This window comes from Blautia sp. HCP3S3_D9 (assembly GCF_052063845.1).
Taxonomy (GTDB): domain Bacteria; phylum Bacillota; class Clostridia; order Lachnospirales; family Lachnospiraceae; genus Blautia_A.
In genome coordinates, this window is record NZ_JBQHWS010000001.1 from 148364 (window position 1) to 169921 (window position 21558).

General features: G+C 46.8%; 28 protein-coding genes and 2 pseudogenes. 27 read left to right on the forward strand and 3 right to left on the reverse strand.

Annotated elements, in window-relative coordinates; translation table 11 throughout:
* The first annotated feature begins 172 nt into the window (after positions 1-172).
* Entirely contained in the window at positions 173-703 is a 531-nt protein-coding gene (locus ACTNES_RS00655; RefSeq protein ID WP_441038257.1) for a hypothetical protein, read from the forward strand.
* A 58-nt stretch (positions 704-761) separates the two neighbouring features.
* Here ACTNES_RS00655 and ACTNES_RS00660 read toward each other — a convergent pair whose 3' ends face one another.
* Positions 762-830, reverse strand: a complete 69-nt coding sequence (locus ACTNES_RS00660) for a DUF6783 domain-containing protein (RefSeq protein WP_320813490.1) — start codon at positions 828-830, stop codon at positions 762-764.
* On the opposite strand from ACTNES_RS00660, the pseudogene ACTNES_RS00665 reads away from it, so the two are divergent.
* A pseudogene (locus tag ACTNES_RS00665) lies at positions 813-893 on the forward strand (hypothetical protein); the annotation flags it as partial. The gene ACTNES_RS00660 and the pseudogene ACTNES_RS00665 sit on opposite strands and share 18 nt — an antisense overlap.
* 85 nt (positions 894-978) lie before the next feature.
* Here ACTNES_RS00665 and ACTNES_RS00670 read toward each other — a convergent pair.
* Both ACTNES_RS00670 and ACTNES_RS00675 read right to left on the reverse strand, forming a co-directional pair.
* Complete coding sequence (locus tag ACTNES_RS00670; protein WP_291817052.1) at positions 979-1662, reverse strand: YjjG family noncanonical pyrimidine nucleotidase; 684 nt, start codon at positions 1660-1662, stop codon at positions 979-981.
* Positions 1656-1769 (reverse strand): annotated as a pseudogene (locus tag ACTNES_RS00675) (DUF6783 domain-containing protein); the annotation flags it as partial. The pseudogene ACTNES_RS00675 and the gene ACTNES_RS00670, both read right to left, overlap by 7 nt.
* 250 nt (positions 1770-2019) lie before the next feature.
* On the opposite strand from ACTNES_RS00675, the gene ACTNES_RS00680 reads away from it, so the two are divergent.
* The 25 genes from ACTNES_RS00680 (at position 2020) to ACTNES_RS00800 (ending at position 21469) form a co-directional block, all read left to right on the forward strand.
* On the forward strand, positions 2020-2241 hold the full coding sequence (locus ACTNES_RS00680) for a hypothetical protein (protein ID WP_117674416.1): 222 nt from the start codon (positions 2020-2022) through the stop codon (positions 2239-2241).
* A gap of 241 nt (positions 2242-2482) precedes the next feature.
* Positions 2483-3850 (forward strand): 23S rRNA (uracil(1939)-C(5))-methyltransferase RlmD, encoded by a 1368-nt coding sequence (gene rlmD, locus ACTNES_RS00685; RefSeq protein ID WP_441038258.1) that lies wholly within the window; start codon positions 2483-2485, stop codon positions 3848-3850.
* Positions 3851-4102: 252 nt separating this feature from the next.
* Complete coding sequence (locus ACTNES_RS00690) at positions 4103-5008, forward strand: ParB/RepB/Spo0J family partition protein (protein WP_291805706.1); 906 nt, start codon at positions 4103-4105, stop codon at positions 5006-5008.
* Positions 5009-5113: 105 nt separating this feature from the next.
* Positions 5114-5410: a hypothetical protein gene (locus tag ACTNES_RS00695; protein WP_441038259.1), complete on the forward strand. Its 297-nt coding sequence runs from the start codon at positions 5114-5116 to the stop codon at positions 5408-5410.
* Positions 5407-5859 (forward strand): hypothetical protein, encoded by a 453-nt coding sequence (locus ACTNES_RS00700; RefSeq protein WP_441038260.1) that lies wholly within the window; start codon positions 5407-5409, stop codon positions 5857-5859. The genes ACTNES_RS00695 and ACTNES_RS00700 overlap by 4 nt, the downstream gene beginning before the upstream one ends.
* 33 nt (positions 5860-5892) lie before the next feature.
* On the forward strand, positions 5893-6279 hold the full coding sequence (locus ACTNES_RS00705) for a plasmid mobilization protein (protein WP_441038281.1): 387 nt from the start codon (positions 5893-5895) through the stop codon (positions 6277-6279).
* A complete protein-coding gene (locus ACTNES_RS00710; protein WP_441038261.1) occupies positions 6228-7151 on the forward strand; it encodes a relaxase/mobilization nuclease domain-containing protein in 924 nt (307 codons plus the stop codon). Before ACTNES_RS00705 ends, ACTNES_RS00710 begins: the two co-directional genes overlap by 52 nt.
* 194 nt (positions 7152-7345) lie before the next feature.
* On the forward strand, positions 7346-8851 hold the full coding sequence (locus tag ACTNES_RS00715) for a recombinase family protein (RefSeq protein ID WP_441038262.1): 1506 nt from the start codon (positions 7346-7348) through the stop codon (positions 8849-8851).
* Positions 8836-10293, forward strand: a complete 1458-nt coding sequence (locus tag ACTNES_RS00720) for a recombinase family protein (RefSeq protein WP_441038263.1) — start codon at positions 8836-8838, stop codon at positions 10291-10293. Before ACTNES_RS00715 ends, ACTNES_RS00720 begins: the two co-directional genes overlap by 16 nt.
* Positions 10294-10587: 294 nt before the next feature.
* The gene (locus ACTNES_RS00725) at positions 10588-11184 is read left to right on the forward strand and encodes a TetR/AcrR family transcriptional regulator (protein WP_441038264.1); all 597 of its coding nucleotides are present in this window, start codon (positions 10588-10590) and stop codon (positions 11182-11184) included.
* A 144-nt stretch (positions 11185-11328) separates the two neighbouring features.
* Positions 11329-11823, forward strand: coding sequence for a hypothetical protein (locus tag ACTNES_RS00730; protein WP_441038265.1), 495 nt, complete (start codon positions 11329-11331; stop codon positions 11821-11823).
* Positions 11824-11898: 75 nt separating this feature from the next.
* Positions 11899-12045 carry a hypothetical protein gene (locus tag ACTNES_RS00735; RefSeq protein ID WP_441033182.1) on the forward strand — a complete coding sequence of 49 codons (147 nt, stop codon included), beginning with the start codon at positions 11899-11901 and terminating at the stop codon, positions 12043-12045.
* 128 nt (positions 12046-12173) lie between these two features.
* Positions 12174-12941, forward strand: coding sequence for an EFR1 family ferrodoxin (locus tag ACTNES_RS00740; RefSeq protein WP_441038266.1), 768 nt, complete (start codon positions 12174-12176; stop codon positions 12939-12941).
* A gap of 322 nt (positions 12942-13263) precedes the next feature.
* Positions 13264-14424 (forward strand): linear amide C-N hydrolase, encoded by a 1161-nt coding sequence (locus tag ACTNES_RS00745; protein WP_441038267.1) that lies wholly within the window; start codon positions 13264-13266, stop codon positions 14422-14424.
* 6 nt (positions 14425-14430) lie between these two features.
* Entirely contained in the window at positions 14431-15258 is an 828-nt protein-coding gene (locus tag ACTNES_RS00750; RefSeq protein ID WP_441038268.1) for an alpha/beta fold hydrolase, read from the forward strand.
* Between the two features lie 210 nt (positions 15259-15468).
* Complete coding sequence (locus ACTNES_RS00755) at positions 15469-16293, forward strand: alpha/beta fold hydrolase (RefSeq protein ID WP_441038269.1); 825 nt, start codon at positions 15469-15471, stop codon at positions 16291-16293.
* A 42-nt stretch (positions 16294-16335) separates the two neighbouring features.
* Positions 16336-17088, forward strand: a complete 753-nt coding sequence (locus tag ACTNES_RS00760; protein WP_441038270.1) for a lysostaphin resistance A-like protein — start codon at positions 16336-16338, stop codon at positions 17086-17088.
* 6 nt (positions 17089-17094) lie between these two features.
* The gene (locus tag ACTNES_RS00765) at positions 17095-17511 is read left to right on the forward strand and encodes a hypothetical protein (protein WP_441038271.1); all 417 of its coding nucleotides are present in this window, start codon (positions 17095-17097) and stop codon (positions 17509-17511) included.
* A 34-nt stretch (positions 17512-17545) separates the two neighbouring features.
* A complete protein-coding gene (locus ACTNES_RS00770) occupies positions 17546-18145 on the forward strand; it encodes a methyltransferase family protein (protein WP_441038272.1) in 600 nt (199 codons plus the stop codon).
* 171 nt (positions 18146-18316) lie between these two features.
* Positions 18317-18514 carry a hypothetical protein gene (locus ACTNES_RS00775; RefSeq protein ID WP_441038273.1) on the forward strand — a complete coding sequence of 66 codons (198 nt, stop codon included), beginning with the start codon at positions 18317-18319 and terminating at the stop codon, positions 18512-18514.
* Positions 18515-18533: 19 nt separating this feature from the next.
* Positions 18534-19178, forward strand: a complete 645-nt coding sequence (locus tag ACTNES_RS00780) for a tyrosine-protein phosphatase (protein WP_441038274.1) — start codon at positions 18534-18536, stop codon at positions 19176-19178.
* A 41-nt stretch (positions 19179-19219) separates the two neighbouring features.
* Complete coding sequence (locus tag ACTNES_RS00785; RefSeq protein WP_427819996.1) at positions 19220-19735, forward strand: GNAT family N-acetyltransferase; 516 nt, start codon at positions 19220-19222, stop codon at positions 19733-19735.
* 40 nt (positions 19736-19775) lie between these two features.
* Complete coding sequence (locus ACTNES_RS00790; RefSeq protein ID WP_441036637.1) at positions 19776-19961, forward strand: hypothetical protein; 186 nt, start codon at positions 19776-19778, stop codon at positions 19959-19961.
* A gap of 52 nt (positions 19962-20013) precedes the next feature.
* Complete coding sequence (locus ACTNES_RS00795) at positions 20014-21066, forward strand: hypothetical protein (protein ID WP_441038275.1); 1053 nt, start codon at positions 20014-20016, stop codon at positions 21064-21066.
* A gap of 118 nt (positions 21067-21184) precedes the next feature.
* Entirely contained in the window at positions 21185-21469 is a 285-nt protein-coding gene (locus ACTNES_RS00800) for a hypothetical protein (RefSeq protein ID WP_441038276.1), read from the forward strand.
* The last annotated feature ends 89 nt before the right edge of the window (positions 21470-21558 follow it).

A 21558-nucleotide genomic window follows, 5' to 3' on the forward strand; every position in this document is an offset into this window, starting at 1 on the left:
TGAAGCGTCCAGCCGCAGGCAGAGAATCCTGCAAGCAGACTTTTTGTGTTTTTCAGAAAAAATTTCAAAAAAGAAGAACAGAAAAAATAATTTGAAAAAATTTTAAAAATCTTAAAACTTTTTCGAACTTCACATATATATTCTGTCCAGAACATATGGAAATATTGGTCAGATGTTCGATAAGATTGAAGCGGAAGAAGGATATACGATTGTAAAAGAGATATTAGATGAACGTCTGCAGGCATTGAAAAACCAAAGTCTGCTGGTGGAAGATCTTACAGAAATGGAATCATACGATACCTGGATCATGGCAGAAAAGTGCAGTGCCAGAACAGAAGCAATTAATCAGAAAAAGACAGAAAGATACCAGAAACTTTATCAGGCAAAAAGTCGTCTGCTGGAAGCAATGGGTATTGAAGATGTAACGGCAGTGCTGGGAAATCCGGATCAGGACGCAGATACGGACGAAGATTGGAATATGGATGAAGAGGAGGATATAGAATCGGATTATTCAGGAAGTTGCTCCCTGTATAATGATAAAGGAGAAGTAGCATTAGAAATAAAGGATGTGCATGTCAATGATCTGAATGGTTATATCTGTGGAAATGAACATGTTGGCTGGACGAATCTCCGGACAGGAGAAGAGATGTATCTGTCTCTGACAGATAAAATTACGATTCAGCAGTTGGATATAGCTTCATAAATTAACTAGAGCGTGCTGATTGCGGTATATTTTGCCTGAATTCGGTTGTCGTAGCACGCTACGACGCCTCATCCGAACAAAATCTCCCACAAATTGTGACGCATATCTTGCAGAAAGCCTTTTTCAAACACGCTCTAGTACAGCGAAAATTAAGAAAAAACTCTGGCAGTCTGAAAAAATTTCAGGATGACCAGAGTTTTTTGAAATATCTTCGTTATTGTACCTGCCTAATAGCATTAGGCAGTGTTATATAGCATTCTATATAATAGTAGCATTTAAAGGTTGGATAAGAGTCCAGGCAATTCCAGAAGTTTATCAAACTTATAATCAGGAATAACATCTGAAGCTTTTTCATGGTTAGGATTAAACCAGATTGTGCGGATCCCAGCATTGATCCCACCCTGAATATCCGAGGTCAGACTGTCACCGATGATAACAGCAGTTTCTCTATGAAAATCCGGGATTTTCGAGAAGCAGCAGTTGAAATATTCCACACTTGGCTTATTATATCCAAGTTCCTCCGAGATAAAAACATCCTCGAAATATGTGGAAATCCCGGAGCTTTTGAGTCTGCCTTTCTGCACACTCAAGGTACCGTTCGTAACCAGATACATCTGGTATTTTCCATAAAGTGTTTCAAGTAGCTCTTCTGCACCGTTTATAAAATAGTGTCCGTGTGCAAGCAGCGTTTCATACATCAGAGCTGCTTCCTCAGCCGGAGCATCAGTCCCAAGTTCTGTAAACAGGATTTGAAATCTCCGCAATTTCACCTGTTCTCTGGAAATCTTTCCCTGTTCCAGCAGCTTCCACTGCGCCAGATTCAATTCGCTGTAACGCTTCAAAATTGCATCTTCCGGGACAATATGAAAATGTTTCAGAGTCTTACTGACTGCAATCTTTTCTGCCTGGTTGAAATCAAGCAGTGTATTATCAAGATCAAATAAAAGTGTATCTACCATAAAATTCTGTACCTTTCTTTCTGTGGATAATGGAATATTGTTATCTGCTGTTCGATTCGAATCTTAAAGCGTGTTTGAAAAATCATTCCTGCAATCTGCACGCCCCACTTTGCGGAAAGCCCTTTTCAAATATGCTATAGCAGAAACTTCTGGCTTTATATGAGTATTATTATAAAGAAAAAATCCTTAAAAGTATAGAAGCAAATCCAAAAACAAATTTAATTTAGATATTTATGGTAAAATCACAGAGAAAGTGGTATAATAATTTCATTAAACAGCAGACGGCAAAAGTGTTAACAGCTATTCTATCTATAACGGTAGCGTCAGCTGGCAGACTATTGAGAGGATGGTGCGATTATGAACATTAAAATCGAAGAATTATTAGCAGCATTAAACAAAAAAGAAGAAGAGAAAGAAAAAAATACAGTCCTCTGGGTACTGGCAATCATTGGCGCAGTTGCAGCAGTAGCAGGTATCGCATTTGCTGTATATCACTTCTTTGCACCAGATTATCTGGAAGATTTCGAAGAGGATTTTGACGACGACTTCGATGACTATTTCGAAGACGAAGAAGAATAATTACCGGTTCTGTTATAAACAGACAGCGGAGTTTTATCCGTATGAAAAGCGTAATTATGAAAATGAACGAATAGCTCCGGCCTATACCCGGGGCTATTTTTGCGAAAGCAAATTGAATTAAATCAGGCCGTGAAGAGGATGCTTTGTTTCATCCGCTTATGCTTATTTATATTGAGAATTTTAAGTAAATGATACAGCTTGTATCGAACTTTTGAAAATAGAGAGAAATACAGGAGGATATATGAAAAAAGGTGAAATTTACGAAGGAGTAATTGAAAAAGTAGATTTTCCAAATAAAGGAATCGTAATGGTAAACGACCAGAAAGTCACAGTAAAGAACGGCATGCCGGGACAGAAAGTCCGTTTCATGATCAACAAGAAACGCTCCGGCCGCGCAGAGGGACGGCTTCTGGAAGTTCTGGAGAAATCTCCGCTTGAAACAAGAGAAACAGTCTGCAGCATTTTCCCGGAATGCGGGGGGTGTATGTATCAGACTATGTCCTATAAGAACCAGCTTGCAATGAAAGAGCGCCAGGTCCGTGACCTGTTGGAAGGCGCATTAAACGGTGCAGACTACCAGTGGGAAGGAATCCACGGAAGCCCGATCGAATTCAGATACCGCAACAAAATGGAATTCTCCTTTGGAGATGCATACAAAGATGGTCCGCTCACACTTGGCCTGCATAAGAAAGGCAGCACCTATGACGTACTTACCGCAAATGACTGCAAACTTGTACATGAAGATATGACAAAAATCCTGACCTGCGTCCATGAATTTTTCCTGAAACGAAATGTTTCCTATTATAAAAAGATGCAGCACACAGGCTATCTGCGACACCTGCTTCTCCGCCGTGGCGTAACCACAGGAGAAATCCTGGTACATGTGATCACTACCAGTCAGGAAGAACATGACCTGCAGCCACTGAAAGAAGAACTTCTGGCACTTCCGCTTGAGGGAAAAATCGTCGGAATCATGCACATCATTAACGACTCTCTTTCTGATGTGGTACAGAGCGATGAAACCCGCATTCTTTACGGACAGGATTACTTCTATGAAACTCTTCTGGGACTGCGATTCAAGATCAGCACATTCTCATTCTTCCAGCCTAACTCACTGGCAGCAGAAGTGCTCTATTCCGTAGTCCGCAAGTATATCGGAGACACTAAAGATAAAGTAGTCTTTGACCTCTACAGTGGAACCGGAACTATTGCTCAGCTCGCAGCATCCGTAGCAGATGAAGTGATCGGTGTGGAAATTGTAGAAGAAGCAGTGGAATCAGCCAAACAGAATGCAGCGCTGAACAACTTAACCAACTGCAAATTCATAGCCGGAGACGTCCTCAAAGTCCTCGATGACCTCACCGAGAAACCAGATGTAATCATCCTCGACCCACCAAGAGACGGTATCCATCCAAAGGCTCTGCCGAAGATTCTCTCCTACGGCGTAGACCACATCGTCTACATCTCCTGCAAAGCCACCAGCCTCGCACGCGATCTTCCTGCATTCCTCGCAGCAGGATACGAACTTGAAAAGGCATGCAGCGTAGATCAGTTCTGCGAAACTGTTCATGTGGAGACGGTATGTTGTCTACATCGGGTGAATTCGTAGAAGTCCTTTGTTTTAGGCACTTTGCGAGATATATGAGTTTCGCACCTACAGGTAAACAGGGACGAAAAAAGCAGATTATGGACGGAATCGAGGTATCGGTAGTTCTGCATCTGGTATGAGTGGACACATGAAAAAGAAAATTTCATTTTTATTTGAATATCGTTAAAACAGTCAAAAGGACGCTTGTTTTTCAGAATTTCTGAGAGGTAAGAGTCCTTTTCTTTTATTCAGATTAAATGGAGGATAATTGAGATGACAAAGAAAAGAGTAATGTGTTCATCAAAGGATTACGAGTCGGGTGCAGGTATTGTTCTGGTAAAGGTTTCAGAACTTCATGATTTTAAAGACCATCCTTTTAAGGTGGAGCAAAATCAGGAATTGTTTGAATTACGCCAAAGCATGGAAAAGGAAGGGGTTTTGGTTCCGCTGTTAATCCGCCATAATACGGATGGTGACGGTTATGAAATTATCGCAGGACACAGAAGAAAGGCGGCAGCCATATGGGCAGGTATGGAAGAAGTGCCAGCCATTATCCGTGATTTGGACGATGACCAGTCAATCATTGCGATGGTAGACAGTAATCTCCAAAGAGAAAAAATTCTGCCGAGTGAAAAGGCATTTGCCTATAAGATGCGACTAGAAGCAATGAAACATCAAGGCAGAGTAGATGATATGACTTCGGACCCATTGGGACCGAAGTATATGGAAAACAATCGCAGCAATGAACAGCTTGCCCGGATGGTGGGGGAAAGTGTGACACAGATTAAAAGATATATCCGTCTGACAAAATTGATTCCAAAGATTTTGGATATGGTTGACCGGGAGCTGCTTGCAATTCGTTCAGCGGTGGAAATTTCCTTCCTGACGGAAGCAGAACAGTATGAACTTCATGCTGTGATGGAACTGGAACAGTGTGTCCCAAACATTTCGCAGGCGAACCGGTTAAAGCGGATGAGCCAACAAAAATGTCTTGATATGGATATGATTTACGAAATTTTGGAGGAAATCAAGCCGAACCAGAGGGAACAAATCAAAATCCCACTTGAGCGGATCGGAAAGTATTTCCCGGCAGATTATACGCCGGCTCAACAGGCAGACTTGATTGAAAAGTTACTCAAAGGGTGGGCACAGAAGAATAGGAAAAGTAATGTGCATTAGGTATTATAGAGAAAGACTTTTTCCAATTTTTGGGAGAAAGTTAACGTCAGACGATGGTGACGCAATATATGATTACGAAATGGAGTGTGAAGAAGCTATGATCTGGTGATTGAGCAGGTGATCCGTACAGGAACTGCCGATATTGGAGAAAAATATCTCTCTGTGATTCGTAAAGCTGCCGGAGAGTATACAAAAGAGATTTTCCATAAGTTGAGAGAACGGGAATACAACCCGAAACTGATGCGTCTGTATGTGGTCGGTGGAGGCGGCTGCATGATTCAGAACTTTGGTGACTATGATAAAGACCGAGTGACCATCGTGCGTGATATTTGTGCTACAGCCAAAGGCTATGAAGCCATGACAGCAAGAAAAATTCAGAAAAACGGAGGGGTGCTTGTATGAGAAAAGAACGGAAAATCATTAATACAAATATTCGCTTGAACCTCTGTGATGAACAGGACAGACAGGCATGGGAATATTTGCAGACAATGGACAGGCAGAAGTATAAGTCCTATACCAGAGCGGTTGTGGTGGCTTTGAATGATTACTTCTCCAGAATATATCGAAAGGAAGCTGATCCGTATCTGGAAACCAGAGAAAAGGAAGATGCGTTTCTGGAAAGAGTGGAAACAGCTATCCGGGATGGTGTGAAGGAATCCGCCCCGATGGCTATGGCGAAGAATCTTCTGGAAATGCTTGTACCGTTTGTGAAGGAATCGGTAGGAGATAATAATTTGCCGAATATGGCAACGACGATGGAGAAACCAGATAATGAGGCTACAGATAATACGCTGGACTGGGAACAGGAGGCAGATATGGATGCGGCATTGGATTTTGCAGACAGTTTTTAGCTAATTACAAAATGTCAGTAACAGGAGAACCGACTGACAGTACAAAAAAGAAACCATACCGTTACGATACGGATGAATGACAAAGAATATACCCTGCTCCGACAGAAGATGAAAGAATCTGGACAGACACAGCAGGCAGTGGTACTTGCTGCGATTGAAAATGTGGAGATAGTATCATCAGAGGTTATGGAAGAATTGAAAGTATTAAATCAGAGACTGGAAGAAACAAACCGGCAGCTTCGAGGTGCTACAACCAATCTCAACCAGATTGCGCATCATATGAATGCAGGAGGTTTTTATCCCAGAGCAGATGTTTTTAACAGTCTCAACGAAAATATATCAGGATATCGGAAGGAGTGTGAAAAGATATGGCGATCAATAAGACAATTAATAAGCGGACAAATTCCCATGGGGCAATGAGAAACTGTATTGAATATGTCCTCCGGGAAGGAAAAACAGATCAGCATCTTGTCCATATCATCGGTCCATATCCTTACGAAGAAGTGAATTATGATCTGGTGTACCAGTCATTTCTGGAAGAAAAACGATTGTGGGGAAAGGATTCGGGAAGGATGTATGCCCATAATGTGATTTCCTGGCATAAGGATGAAAAGATTACACCGGAACAGGCATTGGAATTTGGCATTGCATTTGCGGAGAAATGGTTTTCTGGTTTCCAGACGGTGGTCAGTGTCCATAAGGATAAAGACCATATCCACTGTCACTTGGTTACAAATTCTGTGAGCTATGAAAACGGGAAAAAATTGCATAATTCGAGAAAAGATCTGGAACGGATGCGGGAGCTTCGAGAAAATCTTCAGAAGATCTCATCCGAAAATCAGGAGCTACAAGACGAGCTTCAGAAGCTAACCGAGGAAAATCAGAAACTGCAAACCGAATTGTCCAGAACGCAGAATATCAATCTGTCGCTGCAGAGAAGCAACGACGATCTGCGGAACAGGAACGGGCTGCTGAGCAGGAAAGAGCAAGAGCAGTTCGAAGAAAAAATAAGAGACGTACAGGACCGGAAATCTAAACTGGAGAAAATGGTAGTACAGTCTTCTGTGGAGGCTGTTGAAGAGGCACTGAAAAAGCAACAGGAAGCAGAAAAGCGGATGTGTTCATTGGAATTACTGATGAAAATGGAAAGAAGAGATGCTGCCTGTCAACTTGAAAAAACAAAAAGACAAATGAAAAAGAAAACCATGGAGATAGAAAAACAGCGAGATTTCGGGTGGTTAGGTTTATTAATTTGTTGCTTACTATTCATTATATTTGTTTTCATTTGGTAACGAGTTTATGGAAAAGCCAGTGCTTTAGAATGGTCGGTATAGTGGCGTGAGTATTTTATCCAACAGAATCAAGTGCGGATGCTGCGGAGGATGCAAGAAAAATACCGTCCGATATTCGGCACATTATTCTCCAATATAGACTTGATACAGTGCGGTTATTACGGGAATATGTCACTGTGAAAGGAGGCGGTTTCATGCCAAGAATCAGACAAATCACACCGGGTGTGACGCAGCTCAAGCGTAAGATGCGAGTTGCTGCGTATGCCCGTGTCTCCGAGGATTGTGAGGTGCTGCTGCATTCCCTGTCAGCGCAGGTCAGCTACTACAGCACCCTCATTCAGAATAACCCCGAATGGGAATACGCAGGGGTCTATGTTGACCAGGGTATTACCGGAACGAGTACAGCACACAGTGATGGTTTCAATCGCCTGGTGGCAGACTGCGATGCAGGAAAAATTGACATGGTGCTGGTTAAGAGCATCAGCCGATTTGCCAGGGACACGGTTGATTGCCTGAACACGACCAGGCATCTGAAAGACCTGGGAATAGCGGTTTACTTTGAACGGGAGAAGATCAACTCCCTTTCAGAAGACGGAGAATTGATGCTTACGCTGCTTGCATCCTTTGCACAGGAAGAAAGCCGGAGCATTTCAGAGAATATCAAATGGGCTACCAGAAAGCGGTTTGAGCAAGGTATCCCAAACGGCCACAAAGCATCCTACGGATATGAATGGGACGGAGAGATGTTCCGCATCATCCCCGAACAGGGCGAGGTGGTGAAGGAAATCTACAGAAGGTACCTTGCCGGGGAATCAGCCTATGGCATTGCAAAGACCCTTGCAGAGCGAGGCGTGACCGGGCAGATGGGAATGCCGATCGAGCAGACAACCATCAAGGAGATACTTTCAAGCCAGTCCTACACTGGAACGATGGTCCTTCAGAAGAACTTCTTCACCGAAGGTCACATCCGCAGAAGGAACAAAGGTGAACTTCCCATGTACCTGGTGGATGAGATGTTCGAGCCTTTGGTCTCGGAGGAAGATTACCAGAAGGCATTGGAAATCCGGCAGCAGAGAGCGGAGCAGTTTCCGAACAATCAGGACAACCTTACACCTTTCTCCGGCAAAGTGAAGTGTGGATACTGCGGATGCGGTGTTAGCCGGAGAACCAGCGGAGGAAGAAAGCGGTGGGTCTGCAACACCAGAGAACGGAAAGGAATGAAGCAATGCGAGTGCCGACCGATTTGGGAGACGGAACTCACACCGGCTGCGGAGACAGTGCTCGGCGGCTACTTTTATGATAGTGCTTTCTCAAAAGAGATACAGCAAGTGACTCTATATTCCGACCGTATTGAGTTTTCCCTGCTGAATGGGAACAGGAAATCCATCATCCGGCAGTTTAGCGGCCGCCGGGGCCAGAATGCTTTCACCAATAAGGTCTGGTGCGCGTCATGCGGATGTAAATGCGAAAGGGACAATTATGGGAAAAAGAAAACAAAGATTTGGTGCTGTTCCCAGCCGAGGACACAGTGCCAAATGAAACGCCTGACGGAGAGCGAACTGTTTGAGGCGGCAGAAAGCCTTCTCGGAGAGAACTTCCAGGCGAAAGTATCCGCAGACATTGACCGGGTGATCATTTCTGACACCCAGGTAGGTTTTGAATATAAGGATGGGACGGTAAAGACATGGCAAAGAAAGTAAGAAAAATACATGCTACCCTCAACCAGTTCACATCGGAGCCGGTGGCAGTCAGAAGGAAAAAGAAGGTAGCCGGATATGCACGAGTATCCACGGATCGTGAGGAACAGGCAACCAGCTACGAGGCGCAGATGACCTACTACAAGACCTACATTGAAGGTCATGAGGATTGGGAGTTTGTGGGGATGTATTCGGATGAGGGTATCACCGCCACGAACACCAAAAAGCGTGACGGATTCAATCAGATGGTGGACGATGCCCTTGACGGAAAGATTGACCTTATCATTACCAAGTCGGTCAGCCGATTTGCACGAAACACGGTGGACAGCCTGACCACCATCCGTAAGCTGAAGGATAAAGGCATTGAGGTCTATTTCGAGAAGGAGAACATCTGGACGCTGGATGCCAAGGGCGAGTTGATGATAACCATCATGAGTTCCCTGGCACAGGAGGAAAGCCGGAGCATTTCTGAGAATACCACCTGGGGCAAGCGAAAGCAGTTTGCTGATGGCAAGGGCAGCGTTGCCTTCAGCTGGTTTCTTGGGTACGACAAGGATTTCAAGATAAACGAGGAACAGGCAGCCACGGTTCGGCTGGTTTATCGGCTTTCCTTCTACGCTATCACAAAGGAACTGGAAAGCCGGGGTATCAAGTCACCGTCCGGCAAGGACAGATGGCACATCAGCACGGTGAAATCGATCCTTACCAACGAGAAGTACCGTGGGGATGCGCTCCTGCAGAAGCAGTACACCACGGACTTCCTGCAGAAGAAGAGAAAGACTAACAACGGCGAAATCCCCCAGTATTATGTGGAGGAACACCATGAAGCTATCATTCCCCCTGCCCAGTTTGATTTTGTGCAGGCAGAACTTGCCCGCCGGGAGCAGAACGGTCGGTACAGCGGAGTGAGCATTTTCTCAAACAAAATCAAGTGTGGGTGCTGTGGTGGATGGTACGGTTCTAAGGTGTGGCATTCCACCGACAAGTACCGGAAGGTCATCTACCGCTGCAATCGGAAGTACGGCAAAGACACCCCGCCCTGCAACACACCGTATTTGAGCGAGGTAGAAATCAAGAAGCTGTTCCTCAAGGCACTGAATGCCTTGGTTGATGCGAAAGAGGAAAACATAGAGAATTTGCAGGAATTGATTGAAACGGTCTGTCAGATGAACTCCCTTGGCGCAGAGCAGGAACGCCTGAAACAGGAACTGAGAATTATCGCAGAGAACCTTTCGAACCTCATCCAGAAGAATGCAAGTGTAGCCCTGGATCAGACGGAGCAGGCAGAGAAAGAAAAGAAACTCCGCACCTTGTATGCTGAAAAGCACAGCCGATTTCAGGAACTGGAGGCACTCATCCAGGAAAAGAATGACACGAAGGAGATACTCACGAACTTCATCACTAAGCTGGAAGATTTGACAGGAGAACAGACAGAGTTTCGCTGAGAACTGCGGGGCGGTTTGGCGGATCACATCCGCATTGATGAGAAAGGCAGCACGGTAGTCTTCCGGGGTGGGATTGAGATTACTATTTAATGAGATTACAATTTAATATGAAGAAACACGATTCGAAAGGGGCATCTGGCAGTTTTGCTGGATGCCTTTTTCTCGTATCGTTCATATTGAACAACAAGGATGAAAGATTGCTGTGATTCGTTTTCATGACATATTGATTTCCTAACGGATATTAGGTATAATATCCCTAACGACTATTAGGAATACAAAGATTGGAGAAACGAAATGAAAAAGATAAAAACAAAGGACAGAATTCTTTTCGCAGCGCTTGATTTGTTTTCTGAAAAGGGATATGACCAGACATCCATTGATTTAGTTGCAGAAGCTGTGGGAATAAAAGGTCCATCCATATACGCACATTATAAGGGAAAGGAAGATATTCTCGATTCCCTGATTGCCATGATGGAACATAAATATGACGAGAATTTCGGAAATAGCTCTCATTTGGATAAGATTCCGGAATCACTGGATGAATTCAAGGAAGATTGTCTGAGACGAGTTGGATTCACAATGAAGGATCCGCAGATACAAAAGGTCAGAAGATTTTGTACAAAGGAGCAGTATAGAAATGAAAAGATTGCGGCACTTACATCAAAGCACCAGCTGACCGGAAATCAGGAAATGTATGCTCTGATGTTAGAAAAAATGATGGAAAAGAATTTGATTCGCAGGTTTGATGCCAATCTGCTTGCGCTGGAAATCGTAGCACCGGTAACAGTGATGATAGAGATTGCAGACCGGGAGCCTGACAGGACGGACGAAATGTGGACGCAGATAGGTGTGCATCTGTCACATTTTATTGAAATTTATGGGATGAAGTAAGTTGATCGTACAAACCATCACCAGTGAACAGATGAATGACAGAAAATTACGGAATGTGTAAAAGCAAATATAGGCATTGTGCAGAGAAAATGAAAAGATATATTGCATTGTTATATTGGAACGCATTATAGGAGGTACAAAACAGTGAATTGGACGATTTATGGAATGGAATGTGTTGGGGCGCTGATCCTGTTCACCTGCATGATCATGATCCCGCTGTGCAAAAATCCGGTTTGGTGGATCCACGATTACCCCAAGGACATTCAGGAGAAATATTTTGAAACCCATGAGCGCATTCCCACCGAGGTGCTCAGTGCCCCGGTGTTCTTGAAAAAGGGCTTTGCAGTGTTGCTGGCTTTATCCATTCTGACGGCATTGGCGCTTGCGGCAGGAGCGACGGATTTCAAGACCGGCTTCCTGTACGCATACGGTCTATGGCTGCTGGTGGACTGGTACGACTGCTTTTTCCTGGACTGGGTGCTGTTTGCCAACGTCAAGCGCATCCGTTTGCCGGGAACGGAGCACATGGACAAGGCGTATCACCAGAAGAAGTATCATGTAGTGCGCTCGGTGATCGGCATGGCGCTTGGTCTCGTTCCCTGCTTGCTGTGCGCCCTGATTGTGGCGGTGCTGGGATAGAGAACGAACAGGGCTTTCTGTTTGTCGGATGAGATTGGAGAAATAGCTTTGATGTTTTGTACGGGAGGTGACAATATGGGACAGATAGCAAATCGGATGTTAATTGAAGCCATTTTTAAGGCAAAGGAAAAGCTAAAAGAAAAAAGAAAAACGAAAATCGAAAACAGTCAGAAAATGATGGAAAACAGAAGAAATAGATTGTCAAAATCAAAGGAAAAATGATTGTGAATAAGCTGTGGAGTAGAAAGGAAACGTTTATTATGACACCACTTTATGCAATTTCAGCAGTATGTTTTTGGGTAACCGCACTGTAAAAAAGCAATTTCCCATTTAAGGAAGGAGATGCGTTCATGATTGGAATCTATTTTAGCGGAACTGGAAATACAAAACATTGTGTCGAAAAGTTAGTCAAACTGTTGGACGCGTCTGCTCAGAGTTTTCCGTTAGAACATACAGAGATGATTCAAATATTGACAAAGCATGACATCATTGTGCTGGGCTACCCGACGCAGTTTTCCAATGCCCCTATCATAGTGCGTGATTTTATTAAAAATCATTCTTCTCTATGGAATGGGAAAAAGGTCTTTTGCGTCAATACGATGGGGCTTTTCAGCGGTGATGGAACAGGATGTACGGCTCGAATTTTAAGAAAACGCGGGGCGACAATACTCGGCGGTTTGCAGATCAAAATGCCGGATTCCGTCTGCGACAGCAAACTGCTGAAGAAAACGCCAGAGGAAAACCGGGAGATCGTCCGTCAGGCCGACCAAAAGATAGAAGTTGCCGCACGGCAGATCAAGCAAGGAAACTACCCCCAGGACGGGCTGTCCTTCTTTTCCCACCTGAAGGGACTTTTTGGACAGCGGCTGTGGTTTTACGGCAAGACGGCGGGATACACAGACAAGCTGAAAATCAGCGAAAAATGCGTGGGCTGCGGGCTGTGCGTCTCTTTATGCCCCACGAAAAATCTCTCCCTGCGAGACGGGAAAGCCACCGCGGAAGACCGGTGTACCATGTGTTACCGCTGTATCAGCCGCTGCCCCCAAAAGGCCATCACGCTGCTCGGGGACGAGGTAATAGAGCAGTGCCGGTTTGAAAAATACGGCTCTGAGGAGTGAAAGTGCATGAGGGCGGAAAGCGGCTTATGGATAGAAAAATTGGGATGTCGATGCGTTTTCGGATGAGGGCAATGAAAAGCCGGTGTGTTTGCAATTTCAAGAGACGAGTGGCTCACCGGAGAATCAAAATTTGCGAGGATATGAAAATGGAGTATAGAACACTATCCGTGGATGAAGCAGAACAATTCTGGAGTTTGATGAACCAATTGGATTACTATATGGCAAGGGTAAGATAAATTCTCGTTTACACGACAATGACTTACGATATAAGCAGGTACAGAATAAAATGATAAATGCGCCCCGATGGGCAAGGAAGGAGTATATGAAAATGATCGTTTCGGAAAAAGAGCTTTGTAAATCGAACGAAGCGGACTCGTCTTCCTCGGAAAGACTTGGAAAGGCGATAATCGCGCTTCTTGTTATTGCGGCTGTGCTGATTGCAGCCCTTGCGGGAGCGTGGACCATGTTCGGCACCCAGCTCACGGCGGCCATGACCATCGAGAAGCTGGATGATCATCTGTGGAGTATGGAATATAAGGGAGACTATGGCTTCGATGTCTTTCTGGAGCAGGGCGGGGCAAAAAGCGACGCCGAGATGGGAGACTACATCGCCTCATTCCTCTCTCACGGCTTCTGGAAGCCGGACACCTCCACCGCTGGGGGAAACTACGGCTGCTCCACCGTCGCGGTGACAAGTCCCGACGGTGCGGCCCTCTTTGGCCGCAACTTCGACTGGGAAGAATGTGACAAAATGCTGGTACATACCATCCCCAAGAATGGCTATGAGTCCATCGCCACCTGCAATTTGGACTTCCTGGGCTTTGGGGAGGACTGGAAGCCCGATGGAAGCATGGGCGATAAGTTCATGGCACTGGCTTCCGTCTACGCTATCCTGGACGGCATGAACGAAAAGGGCCTGTGCGTGGCTGATCTCATGGTGAGCCACGAGGAGGGTGTCGACCAGAATACCGATAAGCCCGACATTACCATTGTCTCCGGTCTGCGGCTGCTGCTGGACAAGGCGGCGAATGTAGCGGAAGCGTTGGAATTGCTTTCGCAGTATGATATGCACTTTTCCCTGGGCCGCGCCCAGCACTTCTCCCTCTCCGACGCTGCCGGGCGGAGCGTGGCGGTGGAATGGAAAAACGGCGAGATTGTAGTGACCGACACCCCAGTGGTGACCAACTTCTATCTCCACGGGGACGACGGCACCTCCGGCAGCGGCCAGTCCTATGTGCGTTTTAACACTCTCACCCAGCGGCGGGATGCGGCAAAGGGCGTGATGACCGCCGAGGAAGTCCGCACCTCGCTGGCGGCTGTGGCGCAGAGCAACTTCCCCGGCGAGAACGGCGGGGAGAAGACCTGCTGGAGCTGCGTCTATGACCAGCGGGAATTGACCGCCACCTTCTACGACACCGAGGATTGGGCGCAGCCCTATGCCCTCTCCTTGGGAGAAAAGGATTGGTGCAAAAAGGGAGAGTGAGGAAGTATGAACGAGAGAACATATACGACACCATTGGGCAAAATCCATTATTGGGTGCATCTGATTTCACCGGACGCAATAACGTTGGTGTTCCTGCCCGGTCTGACAGCGGATCACCGGTTGTTTGACAAACAAATCGTGTATTTTGAGGGGAAATACAATGTCCTTGTGTGGGACGCCCCCGGCCACGCCGCCTCCTGGCCCTTTGCCTTTGCCTTCGATTTGATGGACAAGGCAAGGTGGCTGGACGGAATTCTGGAACAGGAAGGGATCACAAAACCCGTTATCGTAGGGCAGTCTATGGGCGGCTATGTGGGACAGGCGTATGCGCAAACTCACCCCGAAAAGCTGAAGGGCTTTGTGTCCATCGACTCCGCGCCGCTGCAACGAAAGTATATGACAAAGGCGGAGCTTTGGCTGCTGAAAAGAATGGAGCCGGTCTACCGCCACTATCCGTGGAAGGCCCTCTTAAAGTCCGGGACAAAGGGCGTCGCCCTGTCGGAATACGGAAGGAACCTGATGCGGGACATGATGCTGGTGTATGACGGCGACCAGGAGCGCTACGCAAAGCTTTCTGGCCACGGTTTCCGGATCCTGGCCGAGGCGGTGGAAAAGGATCTGCCCTATGAAATCCAATGCCCCGCCCTGCTCATCTGCGGCGAACAGGACAAGGCGGGATCTTGTGTTCGATACAACAAGGCGTGGCATAAAAATTCTGGCATACCGCTGGAATGGATCAAAGACGCCGGACACAACTCCAACACCGACCAGCCGGAAATCGTAAACCGGCTGATCGAACAGCTGGCTCAGCGGGCGAAGTGTCTGGAGGCTTAGTGTAAAAAATATTTTTTTCACAGACGAACTTGTTCGTCTTGCAGATATTGTGCCTGCGACCCAAAGTTTGCAGGTTGTGGGAAGGGCGTGGTTATTTTTATGAAATCAGTGAGTACAAAGAGAAGGTGCAAGCGTATGTGGAGTTACATAGCAGGGGGAGTTTTACTTGTCCTTGTAATTTATTTTATTGTTCAGGGAATACGGTGCAACATGGCGGTAAAGGAGAGCAAAAGCCGTCTTGCCACCTACAATGCCCAGACGATAGCATTAAGTTATGGCGATATGACTTATGTTGATTCGGGCAAGGGCGAGGTGATTTTATCCGTCCACGGCATTTTCGGCGGCTATGACCAGTCTTATGACACCTGTAAGGACTTTTGCTCCGACTATCGGATCATCGCTCCCTCACGGTTCGGATACCTGGGAAGCGACGTTTCCGGCGACGGAACGCCCGCCAGGCAGGCGGCGGCCTATGTGGAGCTGCTGGACAAGCTGGGCATTGACAAGGTGTATCTATTGGCGACGTCTGCCGGAGGCAGCATTGCAATCCGATTTGCCTTAGACTATCCCGAGCGTACTAAAGGCTTGATTTTATACTGCTCCGCCATGCCGCTTATGGAGAAGCCGGAGAAATATGCCGAATATGCCGGGCCGCCTGCGTTCCTGTGTAATGATTACGCTATGTTCCTGTTAAGCCCTTTGTTTGAGCCGATTATGGGGATGGAGCCGTCCACCATTTACAGTATGCTGCCCGTAAACGACAGAAAGGACGGCGTGGTGTTGGACGCTTCCGTTATCAATCCCGATATGGCAAGGAACTTTGGGGATTACCCGATTGAGGATTTGCAGGTTCCCACGCTGATTTTCCATGCAAAAGACGATAAGCTGGCAAGCTACGCCGACACCAAGAGAGCGGTGTCAAGATTCCCGAACTGCACGTTCATTTCCTTTGAAAGCGGCGGGCATTTGCTGACAGGGCACGGAGAAGAAATCAAAAAGGCTGTTTCTGATTTCGTGGAAAACAGAACACGTTGACAGAATCCATTTTCGGTGTATGACCGTGACAGGAGGATCGAAATGATACAGGAAAGAATTATCCTTAAAACAGCTATAGCAATGCTTGTGCTGTTGCTGTTCTTTTTCGCCCAGGGCGCAATCGTTGTTATCACGGGGATAGATGGCATTCCCTCTGCGCTTATCAGGGGCGCTGTTATTTGGGGACTTGTAATTATCACATTAGCGTATTACATCATCAGATTCAAGGGGATCTCCAAACTCGGATTTCATGGCGCAGAAAAAGGTGCAGCAAAGAGAATGCTATATTTTGTGCCGCTTTTGCTCATTGCCTTTTCCCATTTTGCAGCGGGAATAAACCTTAATGGCGGTGCGGCATTTATTTTAGCAAACTTTTTTTTGACGCTTGGTATCGGGATGGCGGAGGAGATCTTCTTCCGGGGAATTATCTGCGGCTTGTGGCTGAAGCACGGCACCATAAAGGCAATGATAATCTCCTCCGTCCTTTTCGGGCTGAGCCATATTCTGAATATTGCAGGCGGCGCGGAGTTTTTTGAAACTATCCTACAGATTTGTTTCGCGCTGGTCTACGGAATGATACTTGCCTTGATTTTCGCGGAGGGGCGCAGCCTTCTCCCCTGCGTACTGCTCCACGCCCTGCACGACTTCTGTTCCTTCATCAGTGGGGATAGCTACGCGCAGTATGAAATTATTTTGGGCGCGGTACAATTTATCGTACTGTTGGTATATTTTATCTATCTGCTCCGAATGACTGCTCACAAAAGCGAGAGGGAACAGGCTATGAAAGGCAGATGAAAAACGATGAAAAAGTATAAAATCATGTACTATTCTGGAGCGGCAATCAGCCTGTTGGTGGGGCTGTGGCACTTTACCGTGCCGTGGATGTTTGGCTGGGCGTCATATATACCGTATGAAACGTTGGTGGTTCCCATCAATTATGTAAACCTGTGCTTTTCATTTTTGCTGTCGGGGCTAAGCCTTACAGTCATTCTGTGGGGCAAAAAGGTATTTGCGAAGAATCCGGAAGCGTTCTATATTTATGTTTTTTTGCTTGTGCTTTGGATTTTCCGTGTGGCTGTGGCAATGATTTATCCCTGCCCGCCGGAATCAAATGTGTGGATGTCCTACGGGCAGCTCGGCGGCTCTGTTCTGGTATGTCTTCTGCTGCTTGTACCGTTTATCCGAGTGGCCTGCACAAGGAAGAATAGAAAAAAGTAATGGCTAAAACAAAATTCATTAGAGGAGTTGCATTATGGAATATCCGGTGGAAGAAATTCTCTCTTATCCCCTGCCTGCCCTTTTTGTGCTGGCAGTGTTTTACGGCATATATTTTGCCAAGATGCTGGCGCAGAAGCGCCGCGGCATCCGGACGCGGCAAATCGGACAGCGGAAAGAAAAGTCCATTCACACAGTGGAACTGCTGATGAGCATTGCTACGCTGGGCGTTGTGATTGCACAGCTTGTGTCCATAGCGTTTGGCTGGAGCTGCCTTGCGGCAAAGGCGCGCTTTACCGGCTTTGTCACCGGAATGCTCGGTGATTTGATTTTTCTCCTTTCCGTTCTCAGTATGAAGGATAGCTGGAGGGCGGGCATCCCGGATCAGGATCGCACAGAGCTGGTCACATCCGGCATCTATCAGTTCAGCCGCAATCCGGCCTTTCTCGGCTTTGACCTCATGTATATCGGTGTGATGCTGATGTACTGCAATTTGCTGACCGTGCCGCTTACGGTGTTTGCCATTGTGATGCTGCATTTACAAATTTCGCAGGAGGAACGGTATCTGGAGGAAACATTCGGCGCGGCGTACCGGGAATACAAGCGGCATACATTCCGCTATCTTGGGCGGCGATAAAGGATGGTGTATAACCATATTGATTGGACAGATTTTGTTGTAGAGTAAAGGCAACACCTCACAAAGCCGTCAGGCGGTCTTTGCGCAGTGGTGTCTTAAAAGAAAAAGGGAGTGAAAATTTATGCGTGACTTTATGATGGCGGCGCTGCCGCTGGTGGTGGCCGGGATCGCTTGGCTGTGTTCTTCGCCGGACGGGCAGAAAAGAAAAAGAAGCAGGAAAAGAAAAACGACTATGAGGCCATGGGGATGAGCCTGGGGATGTGCTTCGGGGCCGCCGTTGGCGCCATTTTCCCGGAGTACATCGGCATCACCCTGTCTATGGGGATGCTCGTCGGACTGCTGGTCGGTATGTGCGTAAAAAAACTGTGAGGAGGATACCAATGAATTTTTGCAAAAAGGAGGATTGGAGGGCGGCCGTATGGGTTCTTTGCTGAAATCAACGAGGAATACGAGAGCGCTGCCTACGGGAACCTTGCGGTATATCAGAAGCGATTATCCGGGGAACCTTTCGGATGAAGAAGTCAGTTGGCTGCGAAAAAATGGCGTTACTACAATCATTGACCTGCGGGAAAAGACGGAATATGCGCAAAAGCCGTGCAGACTGGAGACGGAAAGCGGGTTTACCTACTATCATCTGCCTGTTACCGGGGGCGGAGGCGTACCAGAATCTCCGGAGTCTGTTGCCGATGCTTATTTGAAGATGATAGATGGACAGATGGAGCGGATTATTTGCGTCATTTTGAAGGCGGAAAGCAATGTGCTGTACTTTTGCGGCGCAGGAAAAGACAGAACCGGCGTGGTTTCCGCGATCCTGCTGAAACAGCTCGGATTCAGCGACAGCGTGATCATCGAGGATTACATGAAAACGAAGGACAACCTGTTGGACTTCCTGAAAGCGTTCGCTGCGGAGCATCCGGAGGTAAACATTCATACCATTCTCCCAAGAGAGGAGAATATAAAAAAGGTTTTGGCTGCCCTTTCCCAAATCGAGGAGAAAGCGCAAAGCGTTTTTACCGGAGAAGCGGATATATAGAAACGAAATATCGGATCAAACCTGGAGGTATATAAGTGAGTATGGAGAAAAATGCACCGTTTATGATTACGCAGGCGCGGCCGGAGGACGCCGCCGCCCTGCTGGACTATTTGAAATGCGTCGGCGGAGAGACGGACAATCTCAGCTTCGGCCCGGAGGGCGTACCGCTGGATGTAGAGGCGGAAACGCAGTATCTGGCCGCGCAGGTCGCTTCAAAGGACAATGTGCAGTATCTTGCCTGGGCGGACGGTCAAATCATCGGAGATGCCAGTTTGAACCGCAAGCCGAGGCGCATGAGCCATCGGGGCGAGTTCGGGATCAGCGTGCGAAAAGCCTATTGGGGCTACGGGGCCGCCTCCGCGCTCATGGAAGCCGTTCTTGCGTTTGCTGTGGAAAACGGCTTTGAGCAGATCAATCTGGAGGTCCGAAGCGACAATCTCCGCGCCATCCGGCTCTATGAGAAGTTCGGCTTCCGCAAGCTGTGTACCTTCCCGGCCTTCTTTAAGCTGAACGGGCAGTACATTGACTTTGATCTGATGAACCGGGACATGCGCTAAGCAGTCATGAGTAAGATTTTTTGAAAGAGGAGAAAATGAAATGAAAAAAATATTGAATAAACTTTTCATCATAGCAAGTTTAGGTTTGATCGCAGCGGGTGTGATCTTTCTGTGCGTCAGCATTTTTGACAGAAATGAGACCACGACACCATTGGCAATCGCATTGGCGTGCATATTGCTGTCAAACCTTTTTAATGTGATTCGGATGAATATGGATAAGAAATAGCAACTTGATCATGTTCAATCAAACCAAATCTGAACCCTGAAAGGAAACCATTATGAAACAGCAAAAATTTTTCGTTATTGTTATGACCGTCTGTGCTCTCCTGCTATCTCTGGCCGGGTGCGCGTCCAGCTCCGCCTTTGACGGAAGCAGCGCAAAGAACGCGGATTCATACCACTTGGATGTCAAAATCATGAACGGCACGGACACCCACACCCTGGAGCTGAAGCAGGGTGATACGCTCAAAATTTTATTCGAGACGGTGAAAGGGTCGCTGGAGATGAAGATTACGTCACCGGACGGAACATCGCTCTATCAGGGGGACGGAACCGTGACGGAATTTACCGTGGAGGCTCCTGTGGACGGTCCCTACGCAATCGTCGTCGCAGGGCAGAATGCAAAGGGCAGGATCCACGTTGATGTGGACAAAGTGCCTGCGAGCACGGAACCGGCGGAGACACCGGAGCCGTCGAATTCCACTGTGGAAGAAGAAATCCTTCCCGCTGAGGCTCCTACCAGGGAAACGACGGACACCTCCGTTTCCATCGCGCCACCGGTGCAGGAGCATAATAATCCGGATGCCGTGACAGCGGACGATCTGGTTGGCCCGAGGCATCTGGTGGAAGATGAAAAAGACAATGCCACCGCTATGGAGGCGATCCCCGGCGCTATGGAGTTCGGCAGCAGCATGGAGATCACAAGCGATGGCCATATCTCATGGTATATCGGAGCGGACGGCGGAACCGGTACATATTCGCTGAGTGGCGATATTCTCTCCGCCGACATGACCAATGACTTTGACCAAAGCTCCATGAAAATGGAGCTTACAGCTGAGAAAACGGATGACGGGACTTTTCTGTACACAGAATATAAGGGGCTCTTGCTTTGCTGGTCGCAGGGCGAGGGCGAAACAAGAAAGGGTGGAGACGATGAAGCTGAGTCGGGTTATCCGGGAGCGGATGTGGTAGAGCTTGTGAATCTCCGCGGCGACACGACAACGGTATATAAATTAGCGGACGGCACCTATATGGATCGCATTGAACGCCGTTTTACCTATAACGGTACGGATACATGGACCGACGAGGACGGGGTGGAGTGGAAATTGTAAGTTTTGAAAATGTAAATATCACATATCCTGAACATATACATATTGAGCCGTGTGTGATATCAGGTGTCAGATTTTTCGAAATTATAAGCGTGAAAAGATGAGAGGAGTTGGTTGACGGATGAAAAAAGATCATGCAAAAAAGCGATATATTGGAAAGATAATCGTGGCGTTTCTATTTGGAGCTGCAATCATGGCATTCATAAGATATATATCTTATGGGGGCATGAACTCCGGAACACAGGTAAATAATGAAGAATTTCTGAAAGTTGCAGAGGAAATCGATGATATTGCGATACCGGAAAATGTAAAGATATTTGCTCTTGGAGAGGCGACCCACGGAAATAAAGAATTTCAGGAATTAAAGCTTGATTTGTTTAGAAACACCAGTTTACAACTTTTATAAATGAGTGCCCCTTTGCTGAATAAGCCGCTTCAGGGCTTTTACAACAGCATTTGATTTTATACTGTTTTCGATGTTTTGTACGAAAGCAG